Origin of the sequence: Sphaerotilus montanus (genome assembly GCF_013410775.1) — a bacterium.
Lineage (GTDB): Bacteria > Pseudomonadota > Gammaproteobacteria > Burkholderiales > Burkholderiaceae_C > Sphaerotilus > Sphaerotilus montanus.
Window position 1 is genome coordinate 4,269,154 of the sequence record NZ_JACCFH010000001.1, and the last position, 17,800, is coordinate 4,286,953.

Below are 17,800 nucleotides of genomic sequence, written 5' to 3' on the forward strand. Positions count from 1 at the left end.
AAGGCCAAGCAATGGTGCAACTCGATTTTGATTGTGAATCACAGATATTTTCGTTAGTATCTTTTCATGCTCGATGAGAAGACCCTCTCCCTGTTTTCGAGTTCGGATGGAGACGCACTGGCCGAGGCGCTGAATCTCCAGTTCGATACTTGGCTGTCGTCGTCCCCGGCCCGCGGGCCGCGCCAGCAGGGCGCGCTGCGCGAAGAGTCCGCCCAGATCTACGCCGACATGTGGCAGGCCTTCATCGCCTACTGCGCGCCGTTCGACCAGGACTCGGGCACACGCCGTGTTGGCCTCGATCCGCGTGACACGGTCACCCGCGAGGATCTCGTCCGGTTTCTGGCGTTCGCTGCCATCCGTCCGCAAAGGCAGAGCCGTACCGGGCGCGTGCACGCGGAACTGACACCGCGGTACGCCTGGCGCCTGCTTCACCTGATCGACCGCGTACTCAACCATGGCCGCGACGAGCAGGGCCTGGAGCCTGTCGAGGCACCACTGCAGCTGATGCAGGAGGCGCCATACCGCTACGCCAACGCCTCCGCACTGACACCGGTGCCGGACGTGCTCCCCGAGGTCCAGGCGGCTGCTCTGATCGCGCATTGCACGGCGCTGTCCCAGGGCACTGACGGACTGGGCGCGCAGTGGAAAACCGTCCGGGACCGTGTCGCGGTGGCACTGATGCTTGGTGCCGGTCTGGCCCCCGGACAGGTGCGTGTGCTGACCCTGGACGACGTGACCATCCACGGAGGCGCAGAGCCCGGTGTGCCCTGGCGGCTCTCCGTGGCCGCCGATGGCAGTTCCGCGGCCCACCAGGTGCCGATCGCTCCCTGGGCGGCGCGGGAGTTGCGGTTCTGGCTGGAGGTGCGCGCCAGGCAGGGCGGCGGCATGCAGCAGTCCCCGTGGGTGTTTCCGTCCACGACCACCGGCAAGGCGTGGTCGCATCCGGCCTGCCACCGGGCGGCCGTGGCCGTGATGGAGGAAGCAGGCGTCGAAGGCGGCTCGCCGTTCCGGCTGCGGCACACCTTCGCCGTGCGCCAGCTGCTGAACGGCCATGCGGAAGAAGAGGTGGCGCGCTGGATGGGGTACGCCGACACCGGACCGATGAAGCGCTACCGGCACGTGCTGGCCGCACCAGCTGCCCGCATCGTCTGAAGAACCCTGCCGCCGCCAGCCAGGCCGATGGCTCAGAGCGGCGTGTGTTCGCAGCTGGCCAGCCGCGCGTGGTCCTGCCGGGCCTGTGCGCTGGCATGCTGCTCGAACTGGGCCTGCACCCGCGCCAGATGCCGCATCCGCATCAGCTTGTCCAGCTGCGTCAGGCTGCGCTCCAGTGCCTGCCGTTCCAGGGCTATTTGGGCGAGACGGTCCTGTTTCGCCACCAGTGCAGGGTAGGTGGTGGTCTGTGCCTGCAGAAAATTCTGTGCAGCAGCAACGTCGTTCGCAAGAAACCGGGCATACCCTGCCGTGTGCGGATGGGCCGCAGCAGGCCAGCGCTGGGTCAGGCTGCGACGCAGCGTGGCCTGCAACCGGTCGGTCTCGGCACCGACGCGCCGGGACTCTTCTGCCAGCCGGTCCAGTCGCCCCGCCATGTCCTTCTGGCGTGTTTCCAGGGCATCGACCAGCGCACGTCCACGCAGCGGCAGCCGCAGGCGCTCCGCCAGGACCCTGGCGACCTGCCCGTATTCGTTGTCTGGTTCGCTGACGGTATCCAGGTAACGCAGCCACACGGGCTGCCAGCGTTCGAGATAGGTTTCGGTCGATGCGCGGGGCAGTTCGGCGCCGTCGCCTTCGATCACCGCGTACAGGTGTGCCTCGTGCAGGGTGATGACACGGTTGCCGTCCAGGTCGGCCGATCGTGGCAGAGCCGCCCCAGTCCGCGTGCGACCGGAAAGCGCCGAGAAAAACTGGGCGGCGTAATCCCTGTTGCCTTCGCTGCCAGCGTCCGCAGAGCCGGACGAGCACCGCGGCACCGATCCGGCACGGTCGACCGGCTCTGCGGTGAAGACACAGCGGTTGTGGCGGCCCAGGCTGCGCTGGTCCCGGGCGCCAGACCGGATGAGGCGCTGGAAACCGCTGGAATGGCACTGGGTGAGGACAAAGCGCATCGGCGCGTTCACCGGCACGTGGCGGGCCAGGGTGTCCAGCTCCCGCACGGCGAGTCCCGTGTTGTCCCACAGGCGCAGGGTGTTGCCTGCGGCATCGGTGGTGTCGGGTGCCCCCGGGCCCGCATAGAAGAACAGCCCCCGATCGGCCGGACCCATCGCACCAAAGTCCTTGTCCAGCGCCGCCGACAGCATGTCCGCCCGCGCACCAGCCAGCGTGCTGCTGACCCGGTAGCGCCAGACCGGCACGGCGTTGAAGGCTTGCTGGCCGAACACCCGTGCCAGGGGCTGCAGCGTGGTCGGACTGTCGGCTCCATTCGGCCCGGAGCGGATTTCGAGCACGTCCGGCGTCGGATCGGCCAGGAACGTCTGCGTGATCGCGCTGGCGCGCAGTGTGTCGGCCACCCACAAAGTGGTCGCCGTGCTGCGGCTGTCCGCGATTCGCGCGTCGGGTTCACCCGCCACCAGCCAGGCCCGCGTGGCACCAGACGCTGCATCCAGCCCGCCCGTCAGGACCAGCGCCACCAGCAGGCCGCAGCAGCGGCTGGCACGCCCCCGCCCGGACACCTCAGTATTCGACGGGCTGCGTGGTTGGTGGTTCATGGCGGATCAGGGTTGGAACAGGCCGTGCGGCAGGCGGTCGTGCGGGTGCAACGGGTGCGGGTGGCGGAGCGGGCGGGGGAGGCGTCCAGGTCGGTCGACGCTGCACGCGTGGCCGGGGACGGTGGGTGAGCGCGGCATACAACCCGCCAGTGACCAGCGCCACACCGCCCAGTACCAGCGAGGCCGGCCGGTGCCAGGCCAGCCCGACCAGCCCGCCGAGCAGCACGCCTCCCGCACCGCAGAGCAGACCCAGCACCAGCGATACGCGCCGCGCAGAGCGGCCACCCATCAGGATGCCCAGTGCCCAGGCGATGCTGCCACAGGCATAGAGCCCGGCCATCAGAAGCGGCAGATCAGCGAGTCCCTGCCACAGCCATTCGCTGCGAACGCGCAGGATCCAGTCCTGGGCCAGGACACGGTCGCCCAGTGTCAGGTCGATCACGATCAGGCTGGTCGCGGCCAGCAGCAAGGCCAGCCAGGGCAGCAGCAGCCAGGCCAGCACGGCACGGCGGTGTATCCAGCGGTGGATCAACGGAAAAACTCCAGTGCCATGCGCGGCCTCGAAACCTCGAACAAGACGCCAATATTCTCACATCAGGCCGGTACCGAGGCGTTTGTCGCGGAAGAGGGACCATACGGTATCGTGTGCGCATTGCCCTGATCAATGACACACCATGCCTGTACGAGACATCCTGAAGATGGGAGATCTGCGCCTGCTGCGGGTTGCCCGCCGGGTCGAAGCATTCGACACCCACGAATTGCACGCACTGGTCGCCGACCTCCTCGAGACCATGCAGGCGGTGAACGGCGCCGGCCTGGCTGCGCCGCAGATCGGCATCGATCTCGCGGTCGTGGTCTTCGGCTTCGGACAGAACCAGCGCTATCCGGACGCACCGCCGGTGCCACGCACCGTGCTGATCAACCCGACGGTCACGGCGCTGTCCGACGAGGAAGAAGAGGGCTGGGAGGGCTGCCTGTCCGTGCCGGGCCTGCGCGGCGTGGTGCCACGCTGGTCCCGCATCCGCTACGCCGGCTGGGACGCGGCCGGCGAGCGCATCGAGCGGGAGGTCACCGGATTCCACGCGCGGGTGGTCCAGCACGAGTGCGACCACCTGATCGGCACGCTCTACCCGATGCGCATCCGGGACTTCAGCCGATTCGGCTTCACCGAGGTGCTGTTCCCCGGGCTGGATGCTCAGGACGACGACTGATCGTGGTCCTTGCCGCCCGCAGGCGGCTTGCGCATCAGCGCCATCGCGGTGCCGATGAGCCCGGCGACCTCGCTCATGTTGCCGGGCACGATCATCGTGTTGTTCTTCTGCGCGAGCTGCGCGTAGGCCTCCACCGCCTTTTCCGCGACCTTCAGTTGCACGGCCTCCGCGCCGCCGGGCTGCTGGATGGCGCTGGCGATCTTGCGGATGGCGTCCGCGGTGGCGTCGGCCACCAGCGTGATCGCGGCGGCTTCGCCGTTGGCCTTGTTGATCTCGGCCTGCTTCTCGCCTTCGGACCGGGCAATGAACGATTCGCGCTGGCCCACCGCGATGTTGATCTGCTCCTGCTTGCGGCCTTCGGAGGCTGCGATCAGCCCGCGCTTCTCGCGCTCGGCGGTGATCTGCTGCTGCATGGCGTGCAGGATCTCGCTGGGCGGCGTCAGGTCCTTGATCTCGTAGCGCAGCACCTTGACGCCCCAGTTCAGCGCCGCTTCGTCGAGCGAGGCGACCACCGACGCGTTGATGATCTCGCGCTCCTCGAAGGTGCGGTCCAGCTCCATCTTGCCGATCACCGAGCGCAGCGTCGTCTGCGAGAGCTGGGTGATGGCGCTCACGTAGTCGGAGGAGCCATAGCTGGCACGCATCGGGTCGGTGACCTGGAAGTAGAGGATGCCGTCGACCTTGAGCTGCGTGTTGTCCCGCGTGATGCAGACCTGGCTGGGCACATCGAGCGGGATTTCCTTCAGCGAATGGCGGTAGGCCACGCGGTCGACGAAGGGAATCAGGAAGTTCAGCCCGGGCAACAGGGTGCCGTGGAACTTGCCGAGCCGCTCGATCACCCAGGCATGCTGCTGGGGCACGACCTTGAGCGAGCGGGAAACGAAGAGGATCGCCACGATCAGCACGACCAGCGCAAACATGTCCATGGTGGGTCTTTCAAGGCGCCGAGGGCGCTCAGGGCGTTCGGGTGGAGGAGAGGGGACCCAGCACCAGCCGGGCACCATCGACAGCAACGATGGCGTATTCACCGGGGCCAGGTGGTGGCACCTCGCCAGTCCAGCGCGCTTGCCACGGTGCGCCGCGGTAATGCACGGTGGTCAGGCCATCCGGCTGCCAGCGGGCGACATGGACGCGGTGCCCGATGTCCAGATCGAACTCGGCGGCTGGCCGACTGCGGGAGGTCCGCAGTCGCCACCACCACAGCAGCGCCATCGCCACACCGCCCACCACGGCACAGACCAGCATCTGAGTGGGGAGCGGGGCGCCCATCCATGCGCTCAGGCCGGCGACCACCATGCCGATCGACAGCAGCAGCAGGTAGACCGTGCCGGTCAGCAGTTCGGCGCCGACAACGAAACCCGAGGCGATCCACCACAGCATTGATTCGCTCATGCACCCAGTGTAGGCCGCGACCGCGTCAATCCGGTGTCAACCGCGGCGATGCCACGTTCCCGCGGTCAGGACCTCGTTCGGTCGGTACTGTTCCTTGTAGACCATCTTGCGGCTGTTCTCGATCCAGTAGCCCAGGTAGACAAACGGCAGGTTCAGCGCGCGGGCCTGCTCGATCTGCCACAGCACGTTGAAGGTGCCGTAGCTGGCCTCGTCGTCGGGCTCGTAGAAGGTGTAGACCGCCGAGAGGCCGTCGTTGAGCACGTCCAGGATCGACACCATCTTGAGCGCACCCGGCGAGCCATCTGCCTGTGCCGGCGCCCGGAACTCCACCAGCCGCGAGTTCACCCGGCTCTGCAGCAGGAACTGGGTGTACTGGTCGACGGAATCCTGGTCCATGCCGCCGCCGCTGTGGCGTGCGGTCTGGTACTTCAGGTACAGCCCGTAGTGGTCCGGCACGAAGCGCAGACGGGTCACGCTGACCTGCAGACCGTGGTGGTCACGCCAGGCGCGGCGCTGGCTGCGATTGGGTTTGAAGTCGTTGACCGGCACGCGCAGTGGCTGGCAGGCCTGGCAGCCGTCGCAGTACGGCCGGTAGGTGAACAGCCCGCTGCGGCGGAACCCCGCGGAGACCAGCTCCGAATAGGTATCCGCGTTGATCAGGTGCGAGGGGGTGGCGACCTGCGACCTCGCCAGGCGCCCGTCCAGATAGCTGCACGCGTACGGTGCCGTGGCGTAGAACTGCAACTCGACGAGCGGGAGGTCCTGGGGGTGCGTCACGCGGGTTCGCTGGTGGGTGAATCGGAGTCGAGCGGCAACTGCCGCCACAGCGCCACATCATAGGTCCAGCGCTGCGACGCAGGCAGTGCGGTCGCGTGGGCAATGTGGGCCTCGAAGGCCGCCCGATCGACCGGCGCCGCCCCCAGCGAGGCCAGGTGCCGGGTCTGCTGCTGGCAGTCGATCCACGCGATGCCCTCGGCGCGGCAGAAGGCCACCAGCGCGGACAGGGCGATCTTCGAGGCATCGGTCTGCAGCGCGAACATCGACTCGCCGTAGAACATGCGCCCGATGCAGACGCCGTAGAGGCCACCGACCAGGCGCCCGTCGATCCAGGTCTCGAAGGAATGGACTCCGCCCGCGGCATGCCAGCGGCGGTAGGCCTGCTGCAGTTCGGGCACGATCCAGGTGCCGTTCTGGCCTTCGCGGGCCACGCTGGCGCAGTGGCCGATGACCCGCTCGAAGGCGCCGTCGATGCGCACCTCGCAGCCCGGTGTGGCCACGAAGCGCCGCAGCACCTTCTTCAGCGAGCGGTGCAGCCTGAACTGCGCCGTCTGCAGCACCATGCGCGGGGCCGTGCTCCACCACAGGATCGGCTCGCCCGGGCTGTACCACGGAAAGATGCCGCGCCGGTAGGCCTGCTCCAGCCGCCGCAGGCTGAGCTGACCACCCGCACAGAGCAGGCCCGGAGCCTCCGTGTCCGGCCCGAGCGCACGACTGGTCGGCGGAAACGGCGCTTGTCCGTCGTCGTTGTCCGGGAGCCAGTCGATCATGTGCGGGGCCCGGAGGTGAGGTCAGCGCAGTTGCAGGTCGTCGTTGGTGTACGCGATGTCCAGCGGCTCGATCAGCACCTGCTTCGGACCGGCCTCGACCACGCCGGCGTTCCACGCGGCGATGCCCTGGGCGCGGGCGATCTCGACCGTGCGCTCGGCGTCCTCGGCCTTGACGAAGATCGCGAAACCGGCGCCCATGTTCAGCGTCGAGTAGGCCTCGCGGTCGTCCTGCTTCGCCTGTTCCTGGATGAACTTCAGCACCGGCGTGACCGGCGGCACCGTGTGGATGCGGTAGGTCAGCGCGCTCGGGTGGCGCAGCAGCTTGCGCCAGCCGTGGCCGGTGATGTTGGCGCAGTAGTGCGGCGTGATGCCGGCTTTCCAGAGCGCCTCGGTGACCGGCGAATACAGCACGGTCGGGGCCAGCAGCGCCTCGCCGTAGGTGACGCCCGGGGAGATTTCCGTCAGGTAGCCGTTCGGCAGGCGCTCGACCAGCTTGCGCGCCAGGCTCAGGCCGTTGGCGTGGATGCCGCTGGAGGCCAGCAGGATGATCGCGTCGCCCGCGCCCAGCTTGTCACCGACCGAGAGGCGCTCCTTCGGGTTGATCAGGCCGGTGCAGGACGCGGCCAGGTCGATGCGGCCTTCCTCGACGATCCCTGCCAGCGCCGGCGTTTCGCCACCACCCCAGGCCACGCTGCAGACCTCGCAGGCGCGCTTCCAGCCGGCGACCAGAGCTTGCGCGCGCTGGTGGTCGCCGAACCAGTCCGAGCCACCGGCGGCCCAGTAGGCCTGCACCACCAGCGGCGTGGCGCCGACGGTGATCAGGTCGTTGATCGCCATGGCGATGGTGTCCTGGGCAATGCCGTCGTAGTAGCTCTTGCCGGTGAGGGTGGCCATCTCGTCGGCCACCAGCGTCTTGGTGCCCAGGCACTCGACGATGGATGCCAGGTAGAACGGACCGACATCGACCACATAGGCCGACTCGCCGCGCGAGGCAGCCACTTCGGTGAAGCCGTGGCCCGCCAGATGGACGGCGGTGGACGCGGCGGCGCGCTGGGCCGTGACCTTCAGCGGGTCGATCAGGTCGTAGTTGACGCCGGCCTGCTCGTAGCTGAGGGTGCCGGTCTGGTCGGTGGAGTGGTCGGAGGGCGGGGCAGATTGATTCATGGGGCCGGATTATCGACCAGCCCGGCCCGCCTACAATCCGCCCCCATGTCGTATATCGTCCTCGCCCGCAAGTACCGGCCCCGCAGCTTCACCGAAATGGTGGGCCAGGAGCACGTCGTGCAGGCCCTGAGCAACGCGCTCACGCGCCAGCGCCTGCACCATGCCTACCTCTTCACGGGGACCCGCGGCGTCGGCAAGACCACCGTCTCGCGCATCCTCGCCAAGAGCCTGAACTGCGTCGGCCCGGACGGCACCGGCGGCATCACCGCCCAGCCCTGCGGCGTCTGCAACGCCTGCCGCGACATCGACGCGGGCCGCTATGTCGATTACGTCGAACTCGACGCCGCCTCGAACCGCGGCGTGGACGAGATCAGCCAGTTGCTGGACCAGTCGGTCTACAAGCCGGTGGTGGGGCGCTTCAAGGTCTACATGATCGACGAAGTCCACATGCTGACGATGACCGCGTTCAACGCGATGCTCAAGACGCTGGAGGAGCCGCCCGAGTACCTGAAATTCGTGCTCGCGACGACCGATCCGCAGAAGGTGCCGGTCACCGTGCTGAGCCGCTGCCTGCAGTTCAACCTGCGGCCGATGGCGCCGCAGACGGTGCAGGCGCATCTGGAGCAGGTGCTGCAGGCCGAATCCGTGCCGGCCGAGGTCGGTGCGCTGCGGCTGCTGTCGCGCGCAGCCCGTGGCTCGATGCGAGACGCGCTGTCGCTGGCCGATCAGGCGATCGCGTTCGGGGGCGGAACGCTGGATGAAGCGGGCGTGCGGCAGATGCTGGGCGCCGTGGACCGTGGCCACGTGGTGCGCATCGTCGAGGCGCTGGCCGCCAGTGACGGCGCGGCGCTGGTGCGCACGGTCGATGAACTGCGTGGCCTGGGCCTGTCCGCTGCGGGCACGCTCGAAGAACTGGCGACCTTCGCGCAGCAGATGGCGCTGGTGCAGGCCGTGCCGGACGCCGCCGATCCGACCGACCCGGACACGCCTGCCGTGCGCGCGCTCGCGCCGCTGCTGGCGCCGGACGAGACGCAGGTGCTGTACAGCATCGCGCTGCACGGCCGTGCCGAACTCGCGCTGGCGCCGGACGAATACAGCGGGCTGATGATGGTGCTGCTGCGCCTGCTGGCCTTCCGGCCGCAGGGGGCGGCGGTGGTCGCTGCGCCGCCGGTGGCAGCTCCCGTGGCATCGGTGGCGGCACCTCGGTCGGCCCCGCCCGCTCCTGTTGCAGCGAAACCGGCGCCCGCGGTGGTGTCGTCCCGCGAACTGCTGCGACCGGTCGTGGCGAGCGCGCGGGTGGCGGTGGCGCCGTTGCAGGAGGCGGCTCCGACGCCAGTTCCGGCACGCCCGGTGTCACCTGTGCGGCCACCCGAACGGCCGGCACCGGCCGTCCAGGCCAGCAAGCCGCGCACGGTCGCGCCTTGGGAAGAAGGCCCGCCCGCCGACTGGGACGAGATTCCACTGGAGGGTGATCCCGCGCCGATGCCCGCACGCGCGGTGGCGCCCGTTGCAGCCGCTCCCGCCACCGAGCCGGACGCGCTGAACGCGCTGGACGATCCCCTCGTGACCCGCTGGTCGGCGCTGTTCACCGAACTGGCGGGCCGCGGCGGCATGAACGGCCTCGTGCGTGAGCTGGCATGGCAGGCGCAGTGCCTGTCCATCGACGAGCAGGCCACCCCCAGGCGGATCGTGCTGCGCGTCGAGCGCGAATCGCTGCGCCAGCCCGGTCACCGGGATCGCCTGCAGACGGCGTTGGGCGAGTTGCTGGGCGATGCTGTCGTGCTGGAAGTCGTGGCCGGCGCGGTGACCGACAGCGCCGCTCGCCGCGATGCCGCCCGCCGCCTGCAAGCCCAGAACGACGCCGAAGCGGCCATCACGCAAGATCCGATGGTGATCGACCTGCTCGCGCGCTACCAGGGCGCGCGGATCGTGCACGGCTCGATCCGCCCGGTCGCCTGAACCGCATCCTCCGAATTTTCTCTCCGCAAGACCGCTCCCAGAAAGGACACCCCATGCTCAAAGGACAGCTCGCCGGCCTGATGAAACAGGCCCAGGCCATGCAGGACAACCTGAAGAAGGCCCAGGACGAACTCGGCCTGATCGAGGTCGAAGGCCAGTCCGGCGCCGGTCTGGTCAAGGTCGTGATGACCTGCAAGCACGACGTCAAGCGCGTCACCATCGATCCCAGCCTGCTCGCCGACGACAAGGACATGCTCGAAGACCTGGTTGCCGCCGCGTTCAACGACGGCATCCGCCGCGCCGAAGCCCTCAGCGCCGAGAAGATGGGCAAGCTGACGGCCGGGATGCCGCTGCCGGGTGGCATGAAGTTCCCGTTCTGATGCGGCGGCTGGCGTTGGTTCCAGGGCGAGGCCGCGCGTGAGTGCGCCGGACGCACTGGCCACGCTGGTCGAGGCCCTGCGCCGCCTGCCCGGCGTGGGCGTCAAGTCGGCGCAGCGGATGGCCTACCACCTGCTGCAGCACGACCGCGATGCAGCGATGCAGTTGTCGTACGCGCTGGACCACGCGGTCCACAGCATCCGGCACTGCGCGCGCTGCCACACCTTCACCGAGCAGCCGGTGTGCCTCACCTGCCTCGACCCGATGCGCGACGAGCACACGCTGTGTGTCGTGGAAACGCCCGCCGACCAGGCCGCGATCGAGCGCACGGGCAGCTACAAGGGCCTGTACTTCGTGCTGATGGGCAAGCTGAGCCCGCTCGACGGCGTCGGCGCCCATGACATCGGGCTGCCGGAACTGCTGGAGCGGGTGGGCGACGGGGTGGTGCAGGAGTTGATCATCGCGACCAGCTTCACCGCCGAGGGCGAGGTCACCGCCCACGTCATCGGCGAGGCGCTGCGGCCCCGCGGCGTCAAGGTCACCCGGCTGGCGCGGGGCGTGCCGATCGGCAGCGAACTCGAATTCGTCGACCTCGGCACCATCGCCTACGCCTTTTCGGACCGCCGCTGAACACGGCAATCCGGGGTCGCACCGGCCCGGCGCTTACTTGCGGGCCAGGCGCGTCGGGCTGATCTTGGTGCCCTTGACCGCCGCCGTGCGGTTGCGCGGCGCTGCGGCGGCCATCTGACGCCGAGCGGCGTTGCCCGCCAGCTTCGTGCCCGATTTGCCGCTCGACTTGCCAGCCGATGCCATTTCACGCCGGGAAGCTCCGGCCTCCTTGACCGGTTGCCAGATCACGAGAGATTGCGCCTTCTTGAAGCGGGTACCGTCGTCGATGCGGTTCCACTGTGCGATCTGCGCAGCCGTCACGCGGTAGCGCTTGGCCAGCGCGAGCACGGTGTCGCCCTTGCGCGCCTTGATGGCCACCTTGCGCAGCGGCGGCACGTCCGGGGCCAGTGCCATGTGGGCGTTGTCGGCAATGTGTTCCGGCACGTCCTGCACACGGTGCTCGCTGCGCAGCACAAGCAGCGTGGAGCCGGCCTTGACGAGCATCTTCGGCGGGATGCGGTTGATGTCGCGCAGCGTCTCTTCGGCCATGCCGGTCAGTCGCGCGACGTCCGCGGTGCGCATGGTGCTCGGGGCGGTCCAGGCGGTCCAGCTGGCCAACGGGCCACGGTGGTCCGCCAAGCGACGCACGAATCCGTCCGCATTGTCGTAGGGCAGCAGCACCTGCGGTGTGCCGGCCGCGAGGATGACCGGCTTGTTCATCTGCGGGTTGAGCGCCTTGAACTCCTCCAGCCCCAGCCCGGCCAGACGCGCAGCGACCGCCACGTCCATGTCACGCCGGATCGGCACGCTGACAAAGTAGGGGTGGTTTTCCAGCGGCGGCAGGCTCAGACCGAAGTCCTGCGGCGCTGACACGATGTTCTTGACCGCCTGGAACTTGGGCACGTAATGCCGCGTCTCGGCCGGCATGTTCAGGCTCTCGTAGTCGGTCGGCAGACCCGCACGTTCATTGCGCGCGATGGCGCGCTTCACATTGCCTTCGCCCCAGTTGTAGGCAGCCAGCGAGAGCTGCCAGTCCCCGTTGAACATCTTGTTCAGGCGACCCAGGTAGTCGAGTGCCGCGCGGGTCGAGGCCAGCACGTCGCGCCGGTCATCCCGGAACATGTTCTGCTTGAGGGCATAGTCCTTGCCGGTCAGCGGCATGAACTGCCACATGCCGGAGGCGCGTGCGGACGACATGGCCTGCGGATTGAAGGCGCTTTCGATGAAGGGCAGCAGCGCCAGCTCGGTCGGCATCTTGCGGCGCTGCAATTCCTCGACCACGTGGAAGAGGTAGCGCGAGCCACGCTCGGTCATGCGCTTGACGTAGTCCGGGCGGCTGGCATACCAGCGCTCGTGCTCCCGGACCAGATCGCTGTCGAGCGTCGGCATGCCAAACCCTGTCCGGACGCGCCCCCACAGATCCTCGCGGGCATTGGCATCGCCGAGCACCATGGTCTGACCACTCAGCGGGTCTTCCATCGGTCCGACCGCCTCGCGCGGATCCTCGACGATGGCCCGTGCGGTGGCCGGCAGCGTCGAGCGCGCCACCATCGGCTCGATGCCAGGAACCGGGGAGAGCGGGCCTTCCGAGCGGGCGATCGCCTGCGGCTGGTCCTTGGAACCGACGGTCGTGACCATCGGTGGCGGCTGGACATCGTTGCTGCTGTCCGGGATCGAAGCACAGCCGGTCAGGGCCAGCATCAGTGCGGAAAGGGCGAAATGGGTCGGGCGGACAGCGCGGGCGCTCAGGGCCTTGATGCGGGCATAACGGGTCATCGAAACTGGTCTTTCCACAGTCGTATCGTCGCGAGCACCGACACCGGATCCCGGCCCTCGGCGCCTCGGGCGACCGCACAGGCGATCACGTCCGGCTGGTCGCAACGCAAATAGGGGTTGATCTGCCGTTCCTGCCCGATCGTCGAGGGCAGGGTGGGGAGACCGCGGTCACGCAGGGACTGGCACTCGGCCTCGTACGCCGCCAGGGCGAGGCTGTGCGGCTCGACTGCGCGCGCGAAACGCAGATTGGCCAAGGTGTATTCGTGGGCGCAGCAGACCTGCGTCTTGGCGGGCAGTGCGGCAAAACGGGCCAGTGACGCATGCATCTGCGCTGGTGTGCCTTCGAAGAGGCGGCCACAGCCGCCAGAGAACAGCGTATCGCCGCAGAACAGGATCGATCCGGTGAAAAACGCCAGATGTCCCAGCGTGTGCCCCGGCACGGCCATGACTTCGATGTCCAGGCCGAGGCCGGGCAGGGCGATGCGGTCGCCGTCATGGACGGGAATCACGGCAACCGGCATCGGCTCGTTACCGGGTCCCCAGACCTGCGCTGCCCGTGCCCGCGGATGGGCCAGCAGCGTCCGCAAACCTCCAACATGATCGGGATGCTTGTGGGTCACTAGAATGCCCGCAAGCTGCAAGTCGGCCCGGTCCAGTGCGGCAATGACCGGCGTCGCGTCACCCGGATCGACCACCACCGCCTCGCGGCCGTCGTGGATCATCCAGATGTAGTTGTCGTCAAAGGCGGGTAGAGATAGCAGATTCATGGCGCAGGATTCCCTGATTATAGAGATGGCCCCCTGGCTGAAGGCACCGGCCGGCCGATATCTGCTGGCCTGGGAGCAGCGACAGCTGGACCGGGTGGTGGCGGACATCTTCGGGTACCACGCGGTCCAAGTCGGATGGCCGATGGTGCAGGCCTTGCGCGCCAGCCGCATCAGCCACCGCTGGATGCTCAACGACGGGCAGATCGACGCCGATCTCCTCTTCACCCCGGCCCTTCTGGAGGATGCCGATACCGGTCTGCGCGGAGGGGATGGCGCCTTGCCAGTCAGCGTGCTCACCGACTACGACGCACTGCCGTTTCCCAGCAACAGCCTGGATCTGGTCGTGCTGCCGCACACGCTGGAGATGACGGCGGACGCCCACCACACCCTGCGCGAAGTCGAACGCGTGCTGATGCCGGAAGGCCGGGTGGTGATCGTCGGATTCAATCCGACGAGTCTGTGGGGGCTTTGTCACCAGCTCGACACCATCGGGCGCCGTGTCGGCATGACCAGTCCGGTGATGTCCGAAACCGGTGAGTTCATCGGTCCACGGCGCCTGCGGGACTGGCTGCGGCTGCTCGGCTTCGAGATCGAATCGGGACAGTTCGGGTGCTATCGTCCACCCTTTGCCTCGCAGGGGTGGCTGGACCGCAGCGCCTGGTGGGACCACGCGGGTGAGCGCTGGTGGCCGGTGCTGGGCTCGGTCTACATGCTGGTGGCCGTCAAGCGGGTGCGTGCGATGCGCCTGCTGGGACCGGAATGGAAGCGCAAGCGCCGCACCAGCGCGGCCCCCGCCGTTGTGGCCCAGCGCCAGCCGCATGCCCCCTCCGGCCCGTCCCGGAACTCGACCGACTGAACTGAACCACCGCACCGCATGACCGAAGATTCCGTTTCTCCTGCCTCGTCCACCGCGGCAGCCAAGCCTGCGCTGACCGTGACCCGACCGAAGGTGGTCATCTACACCGATGGGGCCTGCAAGGGCAATCCGGGCATCGGCGGCTGGGGTGCCTGGCTGCAGAGCGGTGACCACCACAAGGAACTCTGGGGCGGCGAGTCGAGCACGACCAACAACCGCATGGAGATGACCGCCGTCATCGAGGCGCTGGCCAGCCTGAAGCGCACCTGCGACATCGTGCTCTACACCGACAGCGAGTACGTCAAGAACGGCATCACCACCTGGATCCACGGCTGGAAGTCGCGCGGCTGGAAAACCGCCGCCAAGCAGCCGGTGAAGAACGTCGAACTCTGGCAGCGCATGGATGCGCTGTCGCAGTTGCACAAGATCGAATGGCGCTGGGTCAAGGGCCACGCGGGTGATCCGGGCAACGAGAAGGCGGATGAACTGGCGAACCGCGGGGTGGAATCGACCCGGACGAAGTCCTGACGTGGAGCACCCGATGGCGGGCCTCGGTCTGGAGCCGGGACGGCTGGACCTCCACCTGATGCCCGTCACCACGGACTGCGAGGACGACCGGAGGCTGCTGTCCAGCGACGAACAGGCGCGGGCGCTGCGGTTCCGACGGGTGGCTGACCGGGTGCTGTTCATCCAGGCGCACGGGTTGCTGCGCCGGGTGCTCAGTCGCCATGCTGCGGTGGCGCCGTCCGAGTGGCAATTCGCGGCTGGTCCCTGGGGCAAACCGGCGCTGTGCCCGCAACGGCATCCGACGCTGCAGGACCTGCGGTTCAACCTGTCGCATTGCGCTGGTCAGGTGGCCGTGGCCGTGGCCTGGGCACGCGAGGTGGGGGTCGACATCGAGCGGGTCGATGCACTGCGTCAACCCGGTGAACTGGTCTCATCGGTCCTCGGCCCCCTCGAACAGCAGGGCTGGCAGCAGGTCGGGCCTGATCTGCAGGCACAGCAGCACTTCCTGATGACACGCTGGACGCTCAAGGAAGCGGTGCTCAAGGCGCTGGGGATCGGACTGACCCAGGTAGCGCCCCACCAGCTCGAAGTCCTGCGCACCGAGGATGGCACCGGCTGGCAGATCCGACCTTGCGCAGGACACGCTGCCGCGTTGCAGGACTGGTCACGCCATGGCTGGCTGCACAGCGGACTGGCGGGCGAAACGCATCGCTGGGCACTCGCGTGCGATCGTCGGTCGGGCGAGGCGGTGTCCTGGCGGCTGATCCACCACCAGGGAGTCCTCGCCGGCTGTGGCGAGGACTTGTCCGTCGGTCAAGGAGGCGTGCATGGCCTCGGCGGCGTAGTCGAGGGACGCGCGCGGTAGAACTGCATCGGCACCCCCGCCGCCAGGCTCGCCTTCTCCTCGCGCACCGCCTGGTTCAGCACGTTCTTCTTCATCCGCCCGACGACGTGCATCTCGCAGGGCTTGCAGTCGAACTTCAGCGTCAGCACCTCGTCGCCGTTCTGGATCGTCAGCGGCTCGGCGCGGACCGTGCCCTGCACCCCGGTGACGCCCTTGGCCTGCTTCGGACACAGGCTCATCGAGAAACGCACGCAGTGCTTGGTGATCATCAGGCTGGCCTCGCCGAGCGCCTCGTGGCTCTCGTAGGCGGCGCCGATCACCTTGACGCCGTGGCGGGCGTAGAAGTCGCGGGCCTTGGCGTTGTAGACGTTGGCGAGGTAGGTCAGCGTGTCTTCGGGGTAGGGCGTCGGCGGCTGCACTTCCGGCTGACGCGGCAGGCGTACATGGGCCGCCAGCCGCGCCGCTTCGAGCTGCTCGACCGCCTCCCGGCGCAGCGCGTTCAGCACACCCGGCGGCACGAACCACGGCTTGCGTGTCGCCAGCACCGTCTCGTGCGCGGTGAAGATCGTCGCCCCCAGCTTGCCGAGGTGCTCACGCAGCGCCGCCTCGCCCTTGGCCGCATCGCGTGCGGCTTCCTTCTTCGGCAGGTCCACCTCGGCGCGCGCTGTGACGCCCGTCTCGTCGGTCAACGTCAGCGCCAGCCCCTGCGGCGTGTCGTCCAGCCGCAGCCACACGCCGATGCGCCGGTCGGCCGACTTCTTCTCCAGCAGCCGCACCCAGCCCATGTCGCGGTTGCGGCTGATCACGACATCCGGCCGCAGGCCCGGGTAGGTGGACAGCGGCTCCTTGGGCACCACGCGCCACAGCCGCTTGCCCTCGTTGAGCAACTGCGCCGTGTCGATCGGCATGCCGACCAGATCTTTCTGCAAGGTGTTGAACGTCAGCGCATCGTTGTTGTTGAGCGGATCGACGCCCTCATACAGCTTCATGTCCACGTAGTCCGCACCGATCTTCGTCACCCAGCCGACGGGCAGGCCAGCGTGCTTGGGCGTGTCGAAGGCGCCGATGTCCTCCTGGCGGCCGTTGACGAAGTAGTCGGTGCTGCCGCGGTTGAAGTTGCGGTCCGGGTCGGGCGTGAAGGTGAAGGTGGCGCGGCCGGCGGACGAGGCGTGCAGTTCCGGCCGGGCCTCGAACAGCTCGTCCAGCAGCTTGCGGTAATGGGCGGTGATGTTCTTCACGTAGCCCATGTCCTTGTAGCGGCCCTCGATCTTGAAGCTGCGGATGCCGGCGTCCACCAGCGCGGCGAGGTTGGCGCTCTGGTTGTTGTCCTTCATCGAGAGGACGTGCTGCTCGTGGGCGATGACGCGGCCCTGTGGGTCGGTGACGGTGTAGGGCAGGCGGCAGGCTTGCGAGCAGTCCCCGCGGTTGGCACTGCGGCCGGTCTGGGCGTGGCTGACGAAGCACTGGCCGGAGTACGCGACGCACAGCGCGCCGTGGACGAAGAACTCCAGCGTCGCGCGGTCGACCTGCGCGGCGACCGCCTGGATCTGCGGCAGCGTCAGCTCGCGCGCCAGCACGATCTGCGAGAAACCGGCGTCCTGCAGGAAGCGCGCCTTCTCGGGCGTGCGGATGTCGGTCTGCGTCGAGGCGTGCAGGTCGATCGGCGGCAGGTCGAGTTCCAGCAAGCCCATGTCCTGCACGATCAGCGCGTCCGCCCCCGCCTCGTACACCTGCCGGACCATCTCGCGCGCCGGGGCCAGTTCGTCGTCGCGCAGGATGGTGTTGAGGGTGACGAAGATGCGGCTGCCGAAGCGGTGGGCGTGTTTCACCAGCCGCTCGATGTCGCCCACCGAGTTGCCCGCCGACGCCCGCGCGCCGAAGGCCGGGCCGCCGATGTAGACCGCGTCCGCCCCGTGGTTGATCGCCTCGATGCCGATGTCGGCGTCTCGTGCAGGGGAGAGCAGTTCGATGTCAGGGCGGAAGTCAGGGCGGAAGAGCGGCATGGCAATGGCAGGCGACATGGCAGACAGGAAAGCGCAAGCGGGTCCATGGATTTTAGGTGCGCGACCCGGTCTGGCCGGGTGGGGC

The 17,800-nt window shown here is 68.3% G+C and carries 18 protein-coding genes; 8 read left to right on the forward strand and 10 right to left on the reverse strand.

Features of this window, described 5'->3' with window-relative positions:
* Positions 1–66 precede the first annotated feature (66 nt).
* Entirely contained in the window at positions 67–1,152 is a 1,086-nt protein-coding gene (locus BDD16_RS19435; RefSeq protein ID WP_179635460.1) for a tyrosine-type recombinase/integrase, read from the forward strand.
* 32 nt (positions 1,153–1,184) lie between these two features.
* Here the strand turns inward: BDD16_RS19435 and BDD16_RS19440 are convergent, their stop codons facing one another.
* Both BDD16_RS19440 and BDD16_RS19445 read right to left on the reverse strand, forming a co-directional pair.
* A complete protein-coding gene (locus BDD16_RS19440) occupies positions 1,185–2,702 on the reverse strand; it encodes a hypothetical protein (RefSeq protein WP_179635461.1) in 1,518 nt (505 codons plus the stop codon).
* Positions 2,668–3,234, reverse strand: coding sequence for a hypothetical protein (locus BDD16_RS19445; protein WP_179635462.1), 567 nt, complete (start codon positions 3,232–3,234; stop codon positions 2,668–2,670). Before BDD16_RS19445 ends, BDD16_RS19440 begins: the two co-directional genes overlap by 35 nt.
* A gap of 142 nt (positions 3,235–3,376) precedes the next feature.
* Here BDD16_RS19445 and def point away from each other — a divergent pair, with 142 nt between their 5' ends.
* Complete coding sequence (gene def, locus BDD16_RS19450) at positions 3,377–3,913, forward strand: peptide deformylase (protein WP_179635463.1); 537 nt, start codon at positions 3,377–3,379, stop codon at positions 3,911–3,913.
* Here def and BDD16_RS19455 read toward each other — a convergent pair.
* The 5 genes from BDD16_RS19455 to BDD16_RS19475 are packed head-to-tail and all read right to left on the reverse strand — an operon-like array spanning position 3,898 to position 8,016.
* The gene (locus tag BDD16_RS19455; protein ID WP_179635464.1) at positions 3,898–4,839 is read right to left on the reverse strand and encodes an SPFH domain-containing protein; all 942 of its coding nucleotides are present in this window, start codon (positions 4,837–4,839) and stop codon (positions 3,898–3,900) included. The genes def and BDD16_RS19455 overlap by 16 nt on opposite strands.
* Positions 4,840–4,867: 28 nt before the next feature.
* The gene (locus BDD16_RS19460; protein ID WP_179635465.1) at positions 4,868–5,305 is read right to left on the reverse strand and encodes an NfeD family protein; all 438 of its coding nucleotides are present in this window, start codon (positions 5,303–5,305) and stop codon (positions 4,868–4,870) included.
* 36 nt (positions 5,306–5,341) lie between these two features.
* Positions 5,342–6,082, reverse strand: a complete 741-nt coding sequence (locus BDD16_RS19465; RefSeq protein WP_179635466.1) for an arginyltransferase — start codon at positions 6,080–6,082, stop codon at positions 5,342–5,344.
* Positions 6,079–6,852 (reverse strand): leucyl/phenylalanyl-tRNA--protein transferase, encoded by a 774-nt coding sequence (gene aat, locus BDD16_RS19470; RefSeq protein WP_179635467.1) that lies wholly within the window; start codon positions 6,850–6,852, stop codon positions 6,079–6,081. Before aat ends, BDD16_RS19465 begins: the two co-directional genes overlap by 4 nt.
* Before the next feature lie 21 nt (positions 6,853–6,873).
* Complete coding sequence (locus BDD16_RS19475; protein WP_179635468.1) at positions 6,874–8,016, reverse strand: AIR synthase-related protein; 1,143 nt, start codon at positions 8,014–8,016, stop codon at positions 6,874–6,876.
* 45 nt (positions 8,017–8,061) lie between these two features.
* Here BDD16_RS19475 and dnaX point away from each other — a divergent pair, with 45 nt between their 5' ends.
* The 3 genes from dnaX to recR are packed head-to-tail and all read left to right on the forward strand — an operon-like array spanning position 8,062 to position 10,983.
* Positions 8,062–9,975: a DNA polymerase III subunit gamma/tau gene (gene dnaX / locus BDD16_RS19480; protein ID WP_179635469.1), complete on the forward strand. Its 1,914-nt coding sequence runs from the start codon at positions 8,062–8,064 to the stop codon at positions 9,973–9,975.
* A 53-nt stretch (positions 9,976–10,028) separates the two neighbouring features.
* Positions 10,029–10,355: a YbaB/EbfC family nucleoid-associated protein gene (locus BDD16_RS19485; RefSeq protein ID WP_179635470.1), complete on the forward strand. Its 327-nt coding sequence runs from the start codon at positions 10,029–10,031 to the stop codon at positions 10,353–10,355.
* Positions 10,356–10,392: 37 nt separating this feature from the next.
* Positions 10,393–10,983, forward strand: coding sequence for a recombination mediator RecR (gene recR / locus BDD16_RS19490; RefSeq protein ID WP_179635471.1), 591 nt, complete (start codon positions 10,393–10,395; stop codon positions 10,981–10,983).
* 33 nt (positions 10,984–11,016) lie between these two features.
* On the opposite strand, the gene BDD16_RS19495 is transcribed toward recR, so the two are convergent.
* Both BDD16_RS19495 and gloB read right to left on the reverse strand, forming a co-directional pair.
* Positions 11,017–12,738 (reverse strand): transglycosylase SLT domain-containing protein, encoded by a 1,722-nt coding sequence (locus BDD16_RS19495; protein ID WP_246332615.1) that lies wholly within the window; start codon positions 12,736–12,738, stop codon positions 11,017–11,019.
* Positions 12,735–13,505, reverse strand: a complete 771-nt coding sequence (gloB, locus tag BDD16_RS19500) for a hydroxyacylglutathione hydrolase (RefSeq protein ID WP_179635472.1) — start codon at positions 13,503–13,505, stop codon at positions 12,735–12,737. Before gloB ends, BDD16_RS19495 begins: the two co-directional genes overlap by 4 nt.
* Before the next feature lie 25 nt (positions 13,506–13,530).
* Between gloB and BDD16_RS19505 the strand changes: the two genes are divergently transcribed.
* From BDD16_RS19505 to BDD16_RS19515, 3 genes are read left to right on the forward strand one after another with little or no spacing between them, the layout of a single operon-like run.
* Positions 13,531–14,361: a class I SAM-dependent methyltransferase gene (locus BDD16_RS19505; RefSeq protein ID WP_246332616.1), complete on the forward strand. Its 831-nt coding sequence runs from the start codon at positions 13,531–13,533 to the stop codon at positions 14,359–14,361.
* A gap of 18 nt (positions 14,362–14,379) precedes the next feature.
* The gene (gene rnhA / locus BDD16_RS19510) at positions 14,380–14,889 is read left to right on the forward strand and encodes a ribonuclease HI (RefSeq protein WP_179635474.1); all 510 of its coding nucleotides are present in this window, start codon (positions 14,380–14,382) and stop codon (positions 14,887–14,889) included.
* A gap of 13 nt (positions 14,890–14,902) precedes the next feature.
* The gene (locus BDD16_RS19515) at positions 14,903–15,733 is read left to right on the forward strand and encodes a 4'-phosphopantetheinyl transferase superfamily protein (protein ID WP_179635475.1); all 831 of its coding nucleotides are present in this window, start codon (positions 14,903–14,905) and stop codon (positions 15,731–15,733) included.
* On the opposite strand, the gene BDD16_RS19520 is transcribed toward BDD16_RS19515, so the two are convergent.
* The gene (locus BDD16_RS19520) at positions 15,682–17,733 is read right to left on the reverse strand and encodes a peptidase U32 family protein (protein WP_246332617.1); all 2,052 of its coding nucleotides are present in this window, start codon (positions 17,731–17,733) and stop codon (positions 15,682–15,684) included. The genes BDD16_RS19515 and BDD16_RS19520 overlap by 52 nt on opposite strands.
* Positions 17,734–17,800: the final 67 nt, after the last annotated feature.